The following is a 15,138-nucleotide window of genomic DNA, read 5'->3' as shown; positions in this document are numbered from 1 at the left end:
CAAAAACCACCCTAACCAGTTCATTATGTCCCGTCATTCCTGTACAGACTTCTTCGTAAGTCGGATTGGGCGTAAAGCCTGCACCATAGCCAACAGCCGTGCTATACACATTAGGGTATTGCCAAAATTTTCGTTCGGCACCCCAAAAACAGCCCAAGCCAAATAGCGCGAGTTCCATATCCTTAGGAAATGGCGGTGCAATAAGATGGCCTGACACGTAGTGCTTATTAGTGATAGGCATAGCCGTGTTACGTCCCGGCAAGGCATCTTTAGGGTCTGGCAAAACCAGTTTTTTGCTGGAAAAAATCATGTTTATGCAGAATGGGGCAGATGATGTTAAAAAGAAGCCTACTACAATTCTGCATTATAATAAAGTTTAGGAATCTCGAGGCAAGTTGATTCCGCGCAGGATCCGAAAAGCGCGGAAAAATGTGTAACATATTGAATTATCTAGCTCTGAGCCTTTCAAAGGACTTGTTCGTTTCCTTTATTAAAACCGCACCGGGATAAGCATGCCACAGCAAGATTTACTGCGCCGATTTTTGTTTGAGGATTTAGGTGTTCGCGGATTATGGGTTAGCTTATCGGCTAGCTGGCAGGCCGCGCAACAGCATCAGCACTGCGCCGATGATGTGCAATTGCAGCTAGGACAAGCATTGGCGGCAGTCGCCCTGTTGTCGGCGACCATCAAATTCAAGGGTTCCATGATTCTCCAGGCGCAAGGGGAAGGTCCATTGAAAACATTGGTTGCTCAAGCCACGCATGACCGGAAAATAAGAGGCTTGATCAGGAATAGCGATATTGTCAACCTCGGTTCCTTGCAGGATATGTTCGGAGAAGGCCGTTTGGTATTGACGGTATCTTCAGAAAACGCCCAACCTTATCAAGGTATTGTCCCCTTACAAGGCGATAATTTAGCAGCGGCGCTGGAAACTTACTTTACCCAGTCCGAGCAACTCAATACTCGTTTATGGTTGTTCGCAAATAAGGCCCAAGCGGCTGGGCTATTGGTGCAGGAACTGCCTTCCCAACTCAGTGACAAGGCAGACTGGGAGCGAATTGTCATGCTGACGGAGACTGTTACCGGGCAAGAAATGCTGGAATTAGGCTGCAAAGAATTATTGCATCGCCTGTTTCATGAAGAAAATGTCCGTTTGTTTGATGGAGAGCCTGTCGAGTTCGGGTGTTCCTGCTCACGCCCCAAAATTGAAAATACCTTGCGTTTGTTAGGTCGACCGGAATTGGAAAGCGTATTGCTGGAGCGCGGACTGATTGAAGTCAATTGCGAGTTCTGCAATAAATACTACCGATTTGATAAGATCGATGTCGAACAATTGCTACGTGGCGAACTAACTCCTTTCAACGATACACAAATACAGCATTAGGTTTCTACTAACGCAAAGAAATTAATCATGAAATAAGCCCATGAAATCAAAAGCCATACGAATAATTTGTCTGCTTGCATTGACAGTCTCTTTAACAGGTTGTGCCTACTGGTGGCGTGCTTTTCAAACTTACCAACAGATGAGTGAGTTTGATAAATATTTTAATGTGGTCGTGGGCGACGACTTCACCCTGCAATTCAAGGAGCCGGTCATGCAGAGCGAAGATTTCGTTGCTTTGGGTAGGTTGAGGCCGAGTGAGGAGAAGCCAACGAAAGGCGGGAAACATTGGCGCTACTGGTTCCGCAAAGTGGACGGCTACAAAAAAATCGTCCAACCAGAAATCAAGTTCTATTCCGACATGAATTTTAACCAGAAAGACAAATTGGTCGCTTGGTCTTTTTCGTCCGTATTCTTGGAAATAGCGCCGCCCAAGTTTTTGGAAGTCTCTTTACGCACGATTGGGGGAGCTGAAATCGACAAGGCCAACATGTCGCTGCACGGCAATCCTGAGATGGTCAAAAAAATTGCCGATGACCTGCCCAAAAAAATGACCGTAATCGCCAAGCTTGGCCAACCTTTTGAAGTAAAGAAAGAAAAAGGGCAGGAGATTTATATTTATCGGTTCTTATTGGACACCAAAACCATAGATGAAGGTTACGAACAAAATGCCTTAAATGAAGTGAAATTGACTTTTAACAATAAAACCCAGGAACTCACCAAGATGGCGGGTAACTTTGCTGGCTTGAAAGTTTCTATTAACTACAAAGAATTTCAAGCCAAATCGGTAGACAAATCGTGACGGCATGAACAACGGTTTGAGCTTACGCACCCAGATCAATATCAGGATTGCCATCATAAGCCTAATAATACTGATAGCAGGGGGAGGTATCGCCGTTTGGCAAGCCCGTATTTCAGTAAAAACGGAACTCGATTCATCGCTATACCTCGCAGCGCAACTGATACAACTTAATTTTCCTGGTGTCGGTAAACAGGGTGAAGTCGATGTGGATGCCTGGTTGCCACGTTTTGTTTCTCTCGACCAGACCCGGCACTTATCCATTCAATTGAAACGGGCTATTGGCAACGCCGTTAACTTTTCTGCAAAAACAAGTGTAAGTCGAGAAACCGCGCCGCCACGCTGGTTTGTATGGTTGATTTCGGCGCAGTCCCCCATCGTTGAACAGCATCTCACAAACGCCGATGGCGAGGCGGTCAGTCTGATCATTCAAGCAAACCCCATAGACGAAATCAGCGAGGCATGGCAGGAAAGCCGTGCGTTTTTTGCCACGTTGGTACTCATGACGGTGATCATTTTCCTGGCAATCAATCTGCTGTTCAATAAGACGATTAAGACGATAACCCTAATCGTCGAAGGCCTGAAAGCGATTGAACAAGGCAACTACCAGTTTAAGCTCCCGGATTTTTCCACCCAAGAATATGACAGCATAGCCAAAGCCATAAATCATACCGCCGATGTCCTGGATGCAAGCTACAAGGAAAATAAAGCGTTAGCCTTGCATACGCTGCAAATCCAAGAAGAGGAACGGCAACATCTGGCAAAAGAACTGCATGACGAACTGGGGCAATCGTTAACCGCTATCAAAGTCATGGCGACCACGACCAAAAGCGGCAAGGCCGATACCGGGGCGATTGCCGACACCATCATTTCCGTGTGCGATCATTTGATTAATGTGGTGCGCTCGATGATGCGAAACCTGCATCCATTAGTGTTGACCGAACTGGGCTTGAAAGCCAGCCTAGAAGATTTACTCAATCATTGGTCTCAGCGCTATCCAGGTCTTTCCCTTAAGCTGGATTGCCCCGACATCGTTGACAAGCTGGAGCAAAAAATAACCATCCAAGTGTTCAGGATCGTACAAGAATGCCTGACCAATATCGTCCGTCACTCCCAAGCCACTGAAGCCGCAATCCATCTGGAATTAATAGCTGGGAATAGGTTGAAACTGGAAATCGCCGACAATGGGCTGGGTTGCACATTAACCGAAATCAAAAATGGTTTTGGTTTGCTGGGCATCCGCGAACGGATTACAAGCCTGGGCGGGGAACTCACTATCCAAGCCGCCCATAAGCAAGGCATGACTATTAAGGCCACTATTGCTTTGGGTGAACCTATAAATGTCCCGTTTCCATTGAGAGGGCTGGGGTGAGGAGGGGCTATGTTTAATCGTAAACCCGCCGGAACACCTTTATAGCACTTAATATGTTGCTGGCTAATTGATATTTCGGGGTAAAGGTTTTTTGGGATGAACAAGACCTCTGTCCTGCTAGTTGACGACCACGCCATAGTCCGTGCCGGTTTTCGGATGCTCCTGGCGGCGACAGACAGCATCGAGATCATCGCCGAGGCTGAGCGCGGCGAAGCGGCCTGTCAATTGTATCTGGAGAAAAAGCCCGATGTCGTCGTGCTGGACTTGTCCATGCCCGGTATTGGTGGACTGGAATGTATCCGCCGGATCTGCGACCGTGTTCCGGAAGCGAAAATATTGGTATTTAGTGTGCATGAAGAAAATGTGTACGTCAGCCGCGCTTTAGAGGCTGGTGCGAAAGGTTACATTACCAAAAGTAGTGCGCCGAATATTTTAGTAGAAGCCATCCTCAAAATAGCCGCTGGCGGCATGTACTTTGAACCAGGCTTAGAAAAAAGCTATCCGAATTTTGTCGGCAATCACTTAGCCGAAGTCGATTACAAAAACCTGATGAATACCCTCACACCCAAAGAATTCGACATATTCTGTTTATTGGCAAAAGGCTTGACCACGCACAAAATCGCCGGCGAACTCTGTTTAAGTTATAAAACCGTTGCCAATTATGCCACCCAGATTAAGACCAAATTCAATGCCGCAACCGTAGCTGAGCTCGCCCATATCGCTACGGCTTTGGGTGTTTTGAAGAAATAGTATGAATAGAAGCGCAGGATCATGAGAACACTCTATTACCATCACCCTGATTTTTTATTGCATAACACAGGCCAAGGCCATCCCGAGTGTGCAGATAGATTAAGGGCTATCGACAAGGCGTTAAGCCAGCCCGAATTTGCCGGTTTAATTAGAGTAGAGCCGCCTATGGGCACAGAACAACAAATCGGGCTGGTTCACCCAATGGAGCATATTCGACGTATTCGAGATGCTGTTCCCGACCAAGGTTTTTATCATCTTGATCCAGACACAGTGTTGTCGCCTGGCTCAGAAACAGCAGCTTATCGCGCAGTCGGCGCAGTGTGTGACGCGGTCGATCAAGTCCTTTCGGATAAAGCGGATAACGCATTTTGCGCCGTGCGTCCACCGGGGCATCATGCCGAACCCAACCATGCAATGGGCTTTTGTTTGTTCAATAATGTCGCCATTGCGGCGGAATATGCCCGTCAAAAATATCATCTGGAACGCCTTGCGATTGTCGATTTTGACGTGCATCACGGCAATGGTACACAGGTGGTTTTTTATCATCAAACCCAGGTGCTTTATGCCTCTACTCACGAGATGCCGCACTATCCAGGTACTGGCTATCCTTCTGAAACGGGCTTAGGAAATATCATTAACGTTCCCTTGGCCGTTGGCAATACGGGCATTGAATTCAGGGAAAAATATGAGGATATTATCTTTCCCGCATTAAACAGCTTCAAACCGGACTTGTTACTGATTTCCGCTGGTTTCGATGCCCACAAAGGCGATCCGTTAGCCTCAATAAGCTTGATGGAAGACGATTACCGCTGGCTCACCCAAGCGCTGATGGGGATTGCAGGGCGCGCCTGCAACGGCCGGATCATTTCGGTATTGGAAGGCGGGTATGACCTCAACGCCTTGGCCGCCAGTGTGGCTGCGCATGTTCAGGCATTGATGGGTGGCTAGTTATCCCTGTTTATCTTAAGGAACCTCTGAGCTTTGTCGAACCATGAATGGAAACAACTTATTCAGGAGATGCCCTTAATTTACCGTAGGCAATAACATCCAACCACAACTGATCTTACCCGGATTTTACGGGTATCCAGAAAACGGATTAGCCTGATTATGAATTTAAATTGTGAGCTCAAGCTTATTATTGGCCTCCAATGATTTTTTCTCCGAATTAGGCAACAAGCCGTAGAGCCCGAGCTTGTGCCTGAGCACATTCCTGCTGATGTCCAGCAGGCGTGCGGTCTGCACCTGGTTTTGTTCGCAGAACCCAAAGGCGGTGCGGATCACGATCTCCTCTATGATTTCAAACAGCTTTGGCGGCGCTTGTTCGCACAGCCGTTGCAGGGCGCTTTCCAGGGAGGTCGTGGAGACGGAGGGCTTGGTTTCCGCGTTCCTGGTGCCGGACAGCTTGAAGTCCTCTGGCCGCAAGATGTTGCCTGGGCAGACCAGTAGGGCGCGGTGGATGGCGTTTTCCAGCTCACGGATATTGCCCGGCCAGTCATAGTTCAATAAGGCCAGCTCGGATGCCGGGGACAGCTTAATGTCGCCATAGCCCAAACGGTCGCCGTATATCTTCAAAAAGTACCGCGCCAGCGGCAGTATGTCGCCTGGCCGGTCACGCAACGGGCTGAGCTGTATCGTCGCGACATTGAAACGGTAATACAGGTCAGCCCGAAAGTGCGAGGCGGCAACCGCGTCTTCCAGGTTGACGTTGGTTGCGGCAATGATCCTGACATCTATCGGCACCGGTTGCCTGGAGCCTACCTTGACCACTTCACGCTCTTGCAGCACGCGCAGCAGTTTGGCCTGCAAGCCCAATGGCAGGTCGCCCACTTCGTCCAGGAACAGGCTGCCCTTGTTGGCGGTCTCGAACCAGCCTTCCTTGCTGGTCAATGCGCCGGTAAACGAGCCTTTCTCATGGCCGAACAATTCGCTTTCGATCAGGTTTTCGCTTAAGGCGGCGCAATTCAAGGCGCCGAAGGTGTTTTTGCTGCGCCGGCTCAGGGCGTGGATGTGCCGGGCGACCAGTTCCTTGCCGGTGCCGGTTTCGCCGATGATCAGGACGGTTGCGTCGCTGGGGGCGATCCGTTCGATCTGCTCCTGCAAGCGGCGCGACACCGGGTCTTCAAAGACCAGCGCCGTCGCCCGCAGGGACAGCGCCTGCGACCGCGACTGGATTTCGTCAAAGGCCAATAAACTCAAGGCACTCTCACTTTGGCTGCTGACAAATTGGCTGCCGAAAAATGCATCCATTGTAGGTTCTTCGTTATTTTCGTCTGTCATCGCCCTAAATCGCTACATAGTGTTAAAAATCATTGCTGATGAATTCTAGACAGGTATCGACGACTGGCTCCACCGGATGAGCCTTGCTGTTTTATCGGCACAAATGTTTTGCCTAAACGCCGCCAGCCAAGCACAATTGAACTGGCACCAAGTAGCAGCCCAAATAAAACCCAAGTCAACATCCACAAATCCCATATTGGCCTATGGTAAAGCCAACCAAAATCCCAATGATGCAATCCAGAATATAACCAGCGATAGACTCTCCTGCTGCGATCCATCTTGGCTAACAAGCGCCCGTCTTGCGGATCCAAATAAAAACGTGTCCTCTGTTCGTCAGCCAGTTGAACCCGTAATACAGGCAAAGGTTTTTCTACCGAACTTTGATGATGCCTGGGATAATAATAACTATCATAGTCATTGATGACTTCCTGGCTTGCTATTTTGTCCATTCCTGCTGCACGTGCTACGGCAGATAACAATGCCTCTGTACTGATCTGCGTGGCCGTTCCTTCCATTGTTGGCTGGACGCGATGACCGTCCCGGCTATAAGCCAGTAAAACGGACTCGCTCCCGATATGTCGCCAAGCCATTTCGACAATATCTGCGCCATCGACACCGGTAGCTAAGAGTAGCGGCAAAATGGGCTGCCAATTACGCATGATTTCGGGAAATTCGTTGCCCAAATATTTGGTTAATTCTTGTCGGGTGGGGTTAGGTTGCGAAAACAGTTTCCCTGGATTGGTGTCAATAAAACCACTGAGCGCCCAAGAAAGGGCGACGCTTCCCCCTAACAGCCCACTCCAGAAATGCCATTTGGCCCAGGATTCCCGGTAAGGTTGGGTGCGGCCTTTGGAATAAGTCGGTTTACCCCGAAAGCCGGGTCGCCAACGTAACCAGCCAATAATCAGGCCGGTTAATGTCCCTACCGTCGCAGCTAAGCCTAACCACATTTGGACATCTTCGCGAATATGCCCAAGGCCAATAGACTCTAATGGTTTAAACAAATGTAACCAGTTACCGGCGCGAAAGAATATCCGATCCAAACGCGTGGATGCGTGCAATACTTCGCCTGTGCGTGTTGAGATTAACAACTCAACACCATCGTCAAACGCAATTCGGTGGAAGGGGCTTAAGGCATCCTGATTTCGAAGAATAATCGGCTTTTTTAGTGTCTGCAGGTAACTTGCCTTACTATTGCCGCTTCTAGCATTCGCCATTGACCAATTTTCTGCAATTTTCAGGGCCTGTTCGACTGACGTTTCACGGACTTTACCGTCAAGCGCAGACAAGGCAAAGCTCAGGCCATTAGTATCCTCAATCAGCCATAACGGTTCACCGGCACTGCGCACCAACCGGGCTTCGGCAATCCCAATACTGTCATCGCCATTAGCGTTTCGAGTATCGTTATCCACCGTTTGTTTGTTTCCGCTTGAGTCCACAGCAGGCTTCGGCTTGGTTTTTACAAATACCTTGCGTTGTTCAGCGCTCCGCTCCCATGCCTCACCCAAGCTCAGCCAACCAATTTCAGGTGCCAAGGTCTCAGCATGGGCGAACTGCTGGCTGCGATTTTGTGTAGTTGGTGTGGAATACATGACCACCAAGCCGGTAAGGAACCAAAAAAACATGAATAGGGCGAGAATGACACCTACCCATCTATGGACTTGATATAACAACTTCATTTTTCCTCTCAATCGTTATAATTGGAGTATGCGTAATTTTGGAAAAGCCGATTCACTGATTCGCTTCCTTTTGCCACAAATATTTAACTGCCTGCGATCTTTCCCATTTCTAAAACATTACCTAAAGATCGGAAATATAATTAGCCAGGGCATCTATTTCATCATCGCTGAGTAATTTACCAATTTTGTTCATGACGCCATCCGGGCTGTTTGCGCGTTCGCCAATTTGCCAATTGACCAACTGGGAACGTAAGTAAACCCTTCGCTGGCCACCAATCACCGGATAAACAATATTGTCGGCATACTTGCCTTTACCATTCCCAGCGTGGCAGCTTATGCATGCAGGAATMCCCCGAGAGGGGTCGCCGTTGATGAACAATTTCTTTGCCACGGGATTATCGTTGCGCCCTTCTCCGTGCATGACTTTCTGGCTGGCAAAGTAAGCGGCAATATCGGATATATCGGCTTCATTCAAATCCTCGGCCATAATGGCCATAGTTTCATGCTTTCGTTCACCGGATTGGAAATCGTGTAGCTGTTTAATGAGATATCCCGCATACTGACCGGCATGATTTGGAATCCTTTCATCGTTGCTGTTACCGTCTGCGCCGTGACATTCCTGACAACGCATGGAATCAGACTTCTCTTTACCGGCAGTTGGGTTACCCGCCCCAATTTGTTGTGTGACCATTTCTGCACGGGCTTCGGATGTAGAAGCAATCAAGGCGAAAGCACTAAAAGCCAGAAATGAGCTTCTCTTCCAGGGCCTGTTTTTAAAGTTTTTCGAACGCCTTAGGCATGCAAAATACTTATAAGCTGATAACGAAACCGTTTTGCTGCTTATCTGCGGCGTTGTGCGGGGCAGCCTCATGGATTAGTTGGCAGACTGTTTGGCAGCAGCGAGTTGTTGGACAGTTTCAAGGGCCTGCTCAACGTTCTCAGCCGGTTTTAATCCCCCTATAGCAGCCGTAATTTTGCCGTTTGGCGTAACGATAAATGTAGTGCGCTCGGCAAAGCCATGATTGATTTCAACACCGCGCGAATCTTTTTTTCCGGCAGCCGCCTCCCTGATCGCTAGGTCGTAAGACTTGGCGATTTTGCCGTCGACATCCGACGCCACCGCAACTTTACCGGCACAGTATTCTGGATCAGCCGAGAAATCGTTAAGCCTGTCGATGCTATCCAGGGAAACGCCAATTATGGACGCCCCGGCCGCTGTGAATTTCTCATGGTTTACAGCGAACGTATGTGCCTGGATATTGCAGCCTCCGGTATAGGCGGATGGGTAAAAATACACAACGACTGGGCCATTTTTCAGGGCTTCTTTCAAGGAATAATCAAAAGGCTTTCCAGCCAGGGAGGCTTGCGCCTGAAAGTCTGGGGCTGTGTCGCCCTCCTTTAAGGCAGCGAAAGCAGGGAATGATGTTGCACCTGCCAAAAGGCAGGCTAGAAGTAAATGTTTCATAAAGTTACTCTATCAATGGATTTTAAAGTGGTTTGTAGGTATCGTGGCAGGCCGTGTCACAAGACTTCGAAATTTCTATTGCCTGATTGGAGGCAGCATCGAAATTATTTGCTTCGACAAACTTCACTATTTCAGCAGCCATATCCTCATATCGTTTTGCATCGGTTACCGCATCTTCGGCATTCCCTCTTTTTTCGAAGTAACCCTCAACCAGCTTGAATTGGCCCTGCATTTCCTTAGCAAGGGCAATGGTCCCATTAGCATCTTTGTTACTGATGTCGGCCTGTATGTTATGTGAGTTTGTGTCGATTGCCTCCATCAACTCTTCAAAATCGAATTCGGCTTCGGCATAAACGATGCCGCTTATTAGCACGAAAATAACTCCGCCCAGGTGAATAATCTTACGCATGTTTCGTTGTCATCCTTAAAAAGGCGGCTTCCACCCCGCCATTTACCCTGCCTGCAATCTCATTGAAAATTGCCCGGAAAAATGAGGTCATTACTAAATAACCCGCAAGGCATAACTTACGGGTTATTAGTGGTCTTCAGTCAAACCGCATAGACTTTACCTATGCAATAAGCTCCTTAATAACCTTGCCATAAACAACGGTTGGCCGTTCAGAACGACCTTGGTGCTTATAAATTAATTTTAAGTGGTCTAATCCCATCTGATTGAGCACGGTTGCATGCAAATCATAGGTATCGACGGACTGGCTTTTATCGGCAACTTGCAAGCCGATTTCATCGGTCGCCCCGTAGGTCGTCCCCGCCTTGACACCGCCGCCCGCAAGCCACTGGGTGTAACCCCAAGGATTGTGGTCGCGACCCGTGCCGCTTTCGCCCCAGGAAGTGCGACCAAATTCTGATGTCCATACGACCAACGTAGAATCCAGTAGCCCCAAGGATTTTAGATCGGCGAGCAAACCGGCAATCGGTTTATCAACGATTTTGGCATGTTTGCCGTGGTTTTCTTCCAGCTTGGTGTGGGCATCCCAATCCCTTTCGTCGCCGTCAACATCGACTGGCCCTGTAACCACTTGAATAAAACGAACGCCGCGTTCCACCAATCGCCGTGCCCGTAACAAGTTAGTGCCATATTCCTTGGTAATTTCTTCATCCAGGCCATAAAGCGCTTTAGTGGCATCCGATTCCTTGCTCAAGTCAACCGCTTCCGGCGCTGATGTTTGCATACGCTCAGCCAACTCATAGGCTCGGATGCGCGCTTGAAGCTCTGTGTCATCAGGGTATTCCTGTCCTTTTAGTTGATTTAGCTGTTTGAGCAGCTTCAAACTGTCAACCTCTTGTGATTTGCCCACTAACTCAGGATTTTCTAAATACAGGATTGGCGACTTACCGGAACGGAATGCAGTGCCTTCGTAAACGGTAGGCAAAAAGCCTGAGCTCCAGTTTACTGAACCGCCGGACGGCTCTTTTTTGCCGTTATAAAGCACCACGTAAGCTGGCAAATCAAGATTTGCAGACCCCAAAGCATATTGAATCCACGCACCAAGCGACGGCCTTCCCGGATTCAAACCGCCGGAGTTCAGTTTAAGGATGGAAATGTCATGGGTAGCGCCAATGGTTACGCTTGATTTAATGAAAGCTATTTTGTCTGCATGCTGGGCTATATTGGGTACCAGGTCAGAAAACCAGGCACCACTTTCACCATGTTGCTTCCAGGTCCGATTGGACACGTACAGCTTACCTAAACCGCCTTGCGTGCTGGTTTTAATCCCTTTTAGAAATGAAGCCGGAACCTCTTGTCCCGCAAGCTTAACCAGCTCAGGCTTATAGTCGTACAAGTCTAGGGTACTCGGCGCCCCGTGCTGATGCAGCCAGATCACTGATTTAACCTTGCCGGGAAAATGCGGTTGTTTAAGCGCCAGCGGGTCAACCAGGTCGGCTGCTAACACACTGGAAAGAAACCCGCCATGCGGCAGTAGCGAATTGATGGCAAGCCCGCCTACGCCCAACCCTGTTTTCAGTAAAAAATCTCTTCTAGATAGATTATTCATGATTCGTTATTCCTATAAAAAATTGAGTAGCCATTAAAAGCGGTAAATGAACTCGTTGGAATTCGCTACCGTATGCACTAGGTCAACAAAAGCCGCAGCACGGATAGGATCCAATTTCCGATCTTCTTTCAAGCCGGTCGGTATGCTTACCGCAAACTTTCCTTCCGAGGTTTTTTCCCTGACGACCTTTTCATGATTGCTTAAAAATTTTTGCAATATGTCTTTTTCAGTAGCCGTCGCTTTACGGGAAAACAAGATCTCATAAAGCTTATCCAATTGAGCAACTTCATCATTGCCCGCCTCGTTAATGACCCTGCCGGCCAAAGCCTGCGACAACCCGAGCACGACGTCGCTATTGAATAGCGCAAGGGACTGTAATGGCGAAGTGGTAACATCGCGTTTGCTGTGCGCTTCTTGGGCAGAGGCCATATTGAAGGTTTCCAACATGGGGTAAGGGACACTGCGCCGCGTAAATATGTACAAGCTGCGACGGTTTTGGTCATGGACATCCTTTGAGACCTCCCATTGATTGCCTGCGCCTAAAGCATCCGGTACGGGAGGGAAAACACTTGGCCCGCCCACTTTCCCCTCAAGCTTACCCGCAGCAGCTAACAGTGAATCCCGAATCTGCTCGGCTTCCAAACGCTTCCTTGGAAATACCCCCAGTAGTTTATTTTCAGGATCCGCCTTCGCGACGTCTTCACGGTGCGCCGATGACTGGCGATATACGCTGGACAGCAATATCTCACGATGCAGCTTCTTAACGCTCCAACCTTGCTTGATAAAATTATCCGCCAAATAATCTAACAACTCTGGATTAGTGGGCTTTTGGCCGGCCTTACCGAAATCGCTGACTGTTTGGACAATACCGCGACCGAAGTATTGCTCCCATATCCGGTTTACAAATACCCGAGCAGTCAAAGGGTTCTTGTCGCTGGTAATCCATTTTGCCAGTGCGGCCCTTCTTCCTGAAGAAAATGGCAGCGGCTTGATATCGGGTTTTTCATCTGTTATTGCCTCAGGAAATGCCGGTTCCACTTTTTCCAATGGCTTTTCATGGTCACCGCCAGCAAACACAAAGCTGGGTGGCGCATCGGGATACCCAAGTTCAGTCATGGCAGATATTTGGGTTGATCCAGACTTTGGCTTAAGGTCCTTAAACTTTTTCAATTCCTCGGTTAAGCGGTCATATTCAAGCCACTTGGCCTCGATTTCCGCAGTGTAATTTTTATCTTTTCCTTTACTTTCGGCAGTATCCCTAAGGTATGCCGCCAAGCTCTGCTGGTCGGTGATATAACCAAGACGATGATTGACCCAGCGGTCCTGCGCGTTCCATTGTTCCTTAGGCTTAAATATCGCTTCCCGGCTATCGGTCAAATAACGTTCTTTATGATGCTTGACTGCCTGTTCCTTAACCGAGTCAATGATCGCTTTTTGTTTTTCGCGGATATCCTTGGTTGCTTCCTGGTATTTGTTCCAAGTCGCCTCATAGTTGCGCTCAACCTCACCCTTCGGCGCCGGAATGTTATCCACTGCGCTTACGTTGGCGAAAAAGGATTGCAGCGAGTAATAGTCTTTCTGGCTGATCTTGTCGAACTTGTGGTTATGGCATCTAGCACACTCTACCGTTTGCCCCATAAACACCTTGCCTACAGTGTCTGTTATGTCCGTTGTGATCTGATATTTCCTTTGAACCAAGTCCCTGGAATTATGGTTATCGGGAAAATTGGCCATGTAACCGGTAGCAATCAACGCTTCCGTGTTGCCAGGCCAAAGCTCATCACCTGCCAGCTGCTCCTGGACAAACCGGGAATACGGCTTATCACTATTGAAGGCATTGATCACATAATCACGGTAACGCCACAAATTAGGACGGGTCTCATCATTTTGAAAGCCGGTGCTATCGGCATACCGTGCTAAATCCAGCCAGCGTCGAGCTTGGCGTTCCCCGTATTTTGGGGATGACAGCAGGCGATCCGCTAATTTTTCATAAGCATCTGCGGATTTGTCATCCACGAAAGCAGCCACCTCATCTGGCGTTGGGATAACGCCCCAGGCATCCAAGGTTGCACGGCGGATAAACGCGGCACGGTCTACGTCCGGAGAAGGCGCAAGCCCTTGAGCTTCCAAAGGCGCCAAAACAAATGCGTCTATTGGTGTACGGACCCAATTTTTATTTTTTACCTCAGGCTGGACAGATACCTTGACCGGTTGATACGACCAAAGTTTTGATTTGGCCGCCTGAGGGGATTTTGTTTCTGTAGCCGCTTGTGCGCTGGTTTCTTTTGCGGAATTAGTTTGTGCGGCTTGAGTGGCCTTATCTTCCACAGCCTGCGGCTTGTCTCCTGATGTATCCTTGTTATAGGCTGCAACTACCGGATTTCCCCCTATAACAGCGACTGGGCTGCTAAATAAATCGGGCTGCTTTGTTGCCCCGATCTCGCTTACCGGATTGTTAAATAAATCCACCGCAGCACCCGCAGTACCCACCACTATTAGGCCGACTAGCCCCCAAAACAGGTTAAGAATTATTTTCTTTTTCTTATTCATTGATATCCTCCAAAATAACCATCTTGACTTTCACTTAACGAAAATTAATTCTTAAGCCCTGGCGTAGGCTTAGATTTAGGCGGCGGAACAATCTTTGTTAGCTTACCGCCTTCTTCTTCGTAGTACTGAGCACCAACATAACCCGCCACCTTGTAGCCTTTGCTCGCCAGTAAGTCGGCCGCCTTACCGGATCGTCCGGCATGATTAGAGACGGTGACAATGACCCTGTCTTTAGGGATAAAATCTAATTTTTTTTCCAGCTCATTGGCCTGTATGCTCAGATATACGGGAAATCCGCCAATTGAACTGACTTCATCCGGACGCCGTAGATCGATAATGAGCAATTCATTAGGCTTGGCCAGCAACTCATCCAGATGGTGACGATTAATTTTTGCTGACGTGGGAATATAACGCGATTCCTTGGTTGGGGCTTGCGCCTGTTTAGCTAAAGCCGTACCCGCCCCAAACCCCAAAGGGGCTGTAAAAAGCAACACCAGCAGCAGTTTTATTGGTTTATTCATGGTCATTTCTCATTATTTGAAAATCAGTTAAAACACGTTGTACGCAGGCCCAATCTCTACCCATTCATTTAGGTTATGCACTTTTTATACCAATACAAAAACAGCCAGGACAAAAATAATTAAACCTCCCTGATAAGCCATAACTTATTGTTAATTATCTTTATTTATAATAATTTTTGGGATCGTGTTTCTTGAATTTGGCTTAGTTGCCCAAACAATCCAAAACGATTTGCTGAAAAATCAACAGCCCAGAATCAGGGCATGTAGTTGGGCAAACACTTGCCAACCCTCGCTAGCCATTAGCTAATGCAATCAATGAAGTCTTTAA

The 15,138-nt window shown here is 48.3% G+C and carries 14 protein-coding genes; 5 read left to right on the top strand and 9 right to left on the bottom strand.

Annotated features, from left to right (window positions below):
* Nucleotides 1-310: peptide-methionine (S)-S-oxide reductase (locus MGMO_RS08205; RefSeq protein ID WP_036307298.1), on the bottom strand; the 310-nt coding region annotated here is incomplete at its 3' end.
* A gap of 202 nt (nt 311-512) precedes the next feature.
* On the opposite strand from MGMO_RS08205, the gene hslO reads away from it, so the two are divergent.
* The 5 genes from hslO (at nt 513) to MGMO_RS08180 (ending at nt 5,251) form a co-directional block, all read left to right on the top strand.
* Nucleotides 513-1,385, top strand: a complete 873-nt coding sequence (hslO, locus tag MGMO_RS08200; RefSeq protein ID WP_023494586.1) for an Hsp33 family molecular chaperone HslO — start codon at nt 513-515, stop codon at nt 1,383-1,385.
* A 40-nt stretch (nt 1,386-1,425) separates the two neighbouring features.
* Nucleotides 1,426-2,184 (top strand): hypothetical protein, encoded by a 759-nt coding sequence (locus tag MGMO_RS08195; protein WP_023494585.1) that lies wholly within the window; start codon nt 1,426-1,428, stop codon nt 2,182-2,184.
* Between the two features lie 4 nt (nt 2,185-2,188).
* Entirely contained in the window at nt 2,189-3,553 is a 1,365-nt protein-coding gene (locus tag MGMO_RS08190) for a histidine kinase (protein WP_023494584.1), read from the top strand.
* A gap of 96 nt (nt 3,554-3,649) precedes the next feature.
* Nucleotides 3,650-4,303 carry a response regulator transcription factor gene (locus MGMO_RS08185; RefSeq protein ID WP_023494583.1) on the top strand — a complete coding sequence of 218 codons (654 nt, stop codon included), beginning with the start codon at nt 3,650-3,652 and terminating at the stop codon, nt 4,301-4,303.
* Nucleotides 4,304-4,324: 21 nt separating this feature from the next.
* Nucleotides 4,325-5,251 carry a histone deacetylase family protein gene (locus MGMO_RS08180; RefSeq protein ID WP_023494582.1) on the top strand — a complete coding sequence of 309 codons (927 nt, stop codon included), beginning with the start codon at nt 4,325-4,327 and terminating at the stop codon, nt 5,249-5,251.
* Between the two features lie 165 nt (nt 5,252-5,416).
* On the opposite strand, the gene MGMO_RS08175 is transcribed toward MGMO_RS08180, so the two are convergent.
* The 8 genes from MGMO_RS08175 to MGMO_RS08140 form a co-directional block, all read right to left on the bottom strand.
* On the bottom strand, nt 5,417-6,580 hold the full coding sequence (locus MGMO_RS08175; protein WP_023494581.1) for a sigma-54 interaction domain-containing protein: 1,164 nt from the start codon (nt 6,578-6,580) through the stop codon (nt 5,417-5,419).
* Nucleotides 6,581-6,609: 29 nt separating this feature from the next.
* Nucleotides 6,610-8,259 (bottom strand): PepSY domain-containing protein, encoded by a 1,650-nt coding sequence (locus tag MGMO_RS08170; RefSeq protein WP_023494580.1) that lies wholly within the window; start codon nt 8,257-8,259, stop codon nt 6,610-6,612.
* Between the two features lie 121 nt (nt 8,260-8,380).
* The gene (locus MGMO_RS08165; RefSeq protein ID WP_235557253.1) at nt 8,381-8,983 is read right to left on the bottom strand and encodes a c-type cytochrome; all 603 of its coding nucleotides are present in this window, start codon (nt 8,981-8,983) and stop codon (nt 8,381-8,383) included.
* Nucleotides 8,984-9,133: 150 nt separating this feature from the next.
* A complete protein-coding gene (locus MGMO_RS08160; RefSeq protein WP_023494578.1) occupies nt 9,134-9,724 on the bottom strand; it encodes a peroxiredoxin in 591 nt (196 codons plus the stop codon).
* Nucleotides 9,725-9,746: 22 nt separating this feature from the next.
* Nucleotides 9,747-10,133: a hypothetical protein gene (locus MGMO_RS08155; protein WP_023494577.1), complete on the bottom strand. Its 387-nt coding sequence runs from the start codon at nt 10,131-10,133 to the stop codon at nt 9,747-9,749.
* Between the two features lie 160 nt (nt 10,134-10,293).
* Nucleotides 10,294-11,739 (bottom strand): DUF1501 domain-containing protein, encoded by a 1,446-nt coding sequence (locus MGMO_RS08150; protein ID WP_023494576.1) that lies wholly within the window; start codon nt 11,737-11,739, stop codon nt 10,294-10,296.
* Between the two features lie 33 nt (nt 11,740-11,772).
* Complete coding sequence (locus MGMO_RS08145; RefSeq protein ID WP_023494575.1) at nt 11,773-14,289, bottom strand: DUF1549 and DUF1553 domain-containing protein; 2,517 nt, start codon at nt 14,287-14,289, stop codon at nt 11,773-11,775.
* Between the two features lie 44 nt (nt 14,290-14,333).
* Nucleotides 14,334-14,810: a rhodanese-like domain-containing protein gene (locus MGMO_RS08140; protein WP_023494574.1), complete on the bottom strand. Its 477-nt coding sequence runs from the start codon at nt 14,808-14,810 to the stop codon at nt 14,334-14,336.
* Nucleotides 14,811-15,138 lie beyond the last annotated feature (328 nt).

This window comes from Methyloglobulus morosus KoM1 (assembly GCF_000496735.2).
In the GTDB taxonomy this organism is placed as follows: domain Bacteria; phylum Pseudomonadota; class Gammaproteobacteria; order Methylococcales; family Methylomonadaceae; genus Methyloglobulus; species Methyloglobulus morosus.
Note: the sequence above shows the minus strand (reverse complement) of the source record. Positions and strands in the feature narration are given on the sequence as shown.

What these genes read in the sequence shown, in the direction of transcription:
- MGMO_RS08175 (WP_023494581.1), bottom strand. Translation starts at nt 6,580, where the DNA reads ATGACAGACGAAAATAACGAAGAACCTACAATGGATGCATTTTTCGGC.
- MGMO_RS08160 (WP_023494578.1), bottom strand. Translation starts at nt 9,724, where the DNA reads ATGAAACATTTACTTCTAGCCTGCCTTTTGGCAGGTGCAACATCATTC.
- MGMO_RS08190 (WP_023494584.1), top strand. Translation starts at nt 2,189, where the DNA reads ATGAACAACGGTTTGAGCTTACGCACCCAGATCAATATCAGGATTGCC.
- MGMO_RS08140 (WP_023494574.1), bottom strand. Translation starts at nt 14,810, where the DNA reads ATGAATAAACCAATAAAACTGCTGCTGGTGTTGCTTTTTACAGCCCCT.
- MGMO_RS08185 (WP_023494583.1), top strand. Translation starts at nt 3,650, where the DNA reads ATGAACAAGACCTCTGTCCTGCTAGTTGACGACCACGCCATAGTCCGT.
- MGMO_RS08150 (WP_023494576.1), bottom strand. Translation starts at nt 11,739, where the DNA reads ATGAATAATCTATCTAGAAGAGATTTTTTACTGAAAACAGGGTTGGGC.
- MGMO_RS08145 (WP_023494575.1), bottom strand. Translation starts at nt 14,289, where the DNA reads ATGAATAAGAAAAAGAAAATAATTCTTAACCTGTTTTGGGGGCTAGTC.
- hslO (WP_023494586.1), top strand. Translation starts at nt 513, where the DNA reads ATGCCACAGCAAGATTTACTGCGCCGATTTTTGTTTGAGGATTTAGGT.
- MGMO_RS08155 (WP_023494577.1), bottom strand. Translation starts at nt 10,133, where the DNA reads ATGCGTAAGATTATTCACCTGGGCGGAGTTATTTTCGTGCTAATAAGC.
- MGMO_RS08180 (WP_023494582.1), top strand. Translation starts at nt 4,325, where the DNA reads ATGAGAACACTCTATTACCATCACCCTGATTTTTTATTGCATAACACA.
- MGMO_RS08170 (WP_023494580.1), bottom strand. Translation starts at nt 8,259, where the DNA reads ATGAAGTTGTTATATCAAGTCCATAGATGGGTAGGTGTCATTCTCGCC.
- MGMO_RS08195 (WP_023494585.1), top strand. Translation starts at nt 1,426, where the DNA reads ATGAAATCAAAAGCCATACGAATAATTTGTCTGCTTGCATTGACAGTC.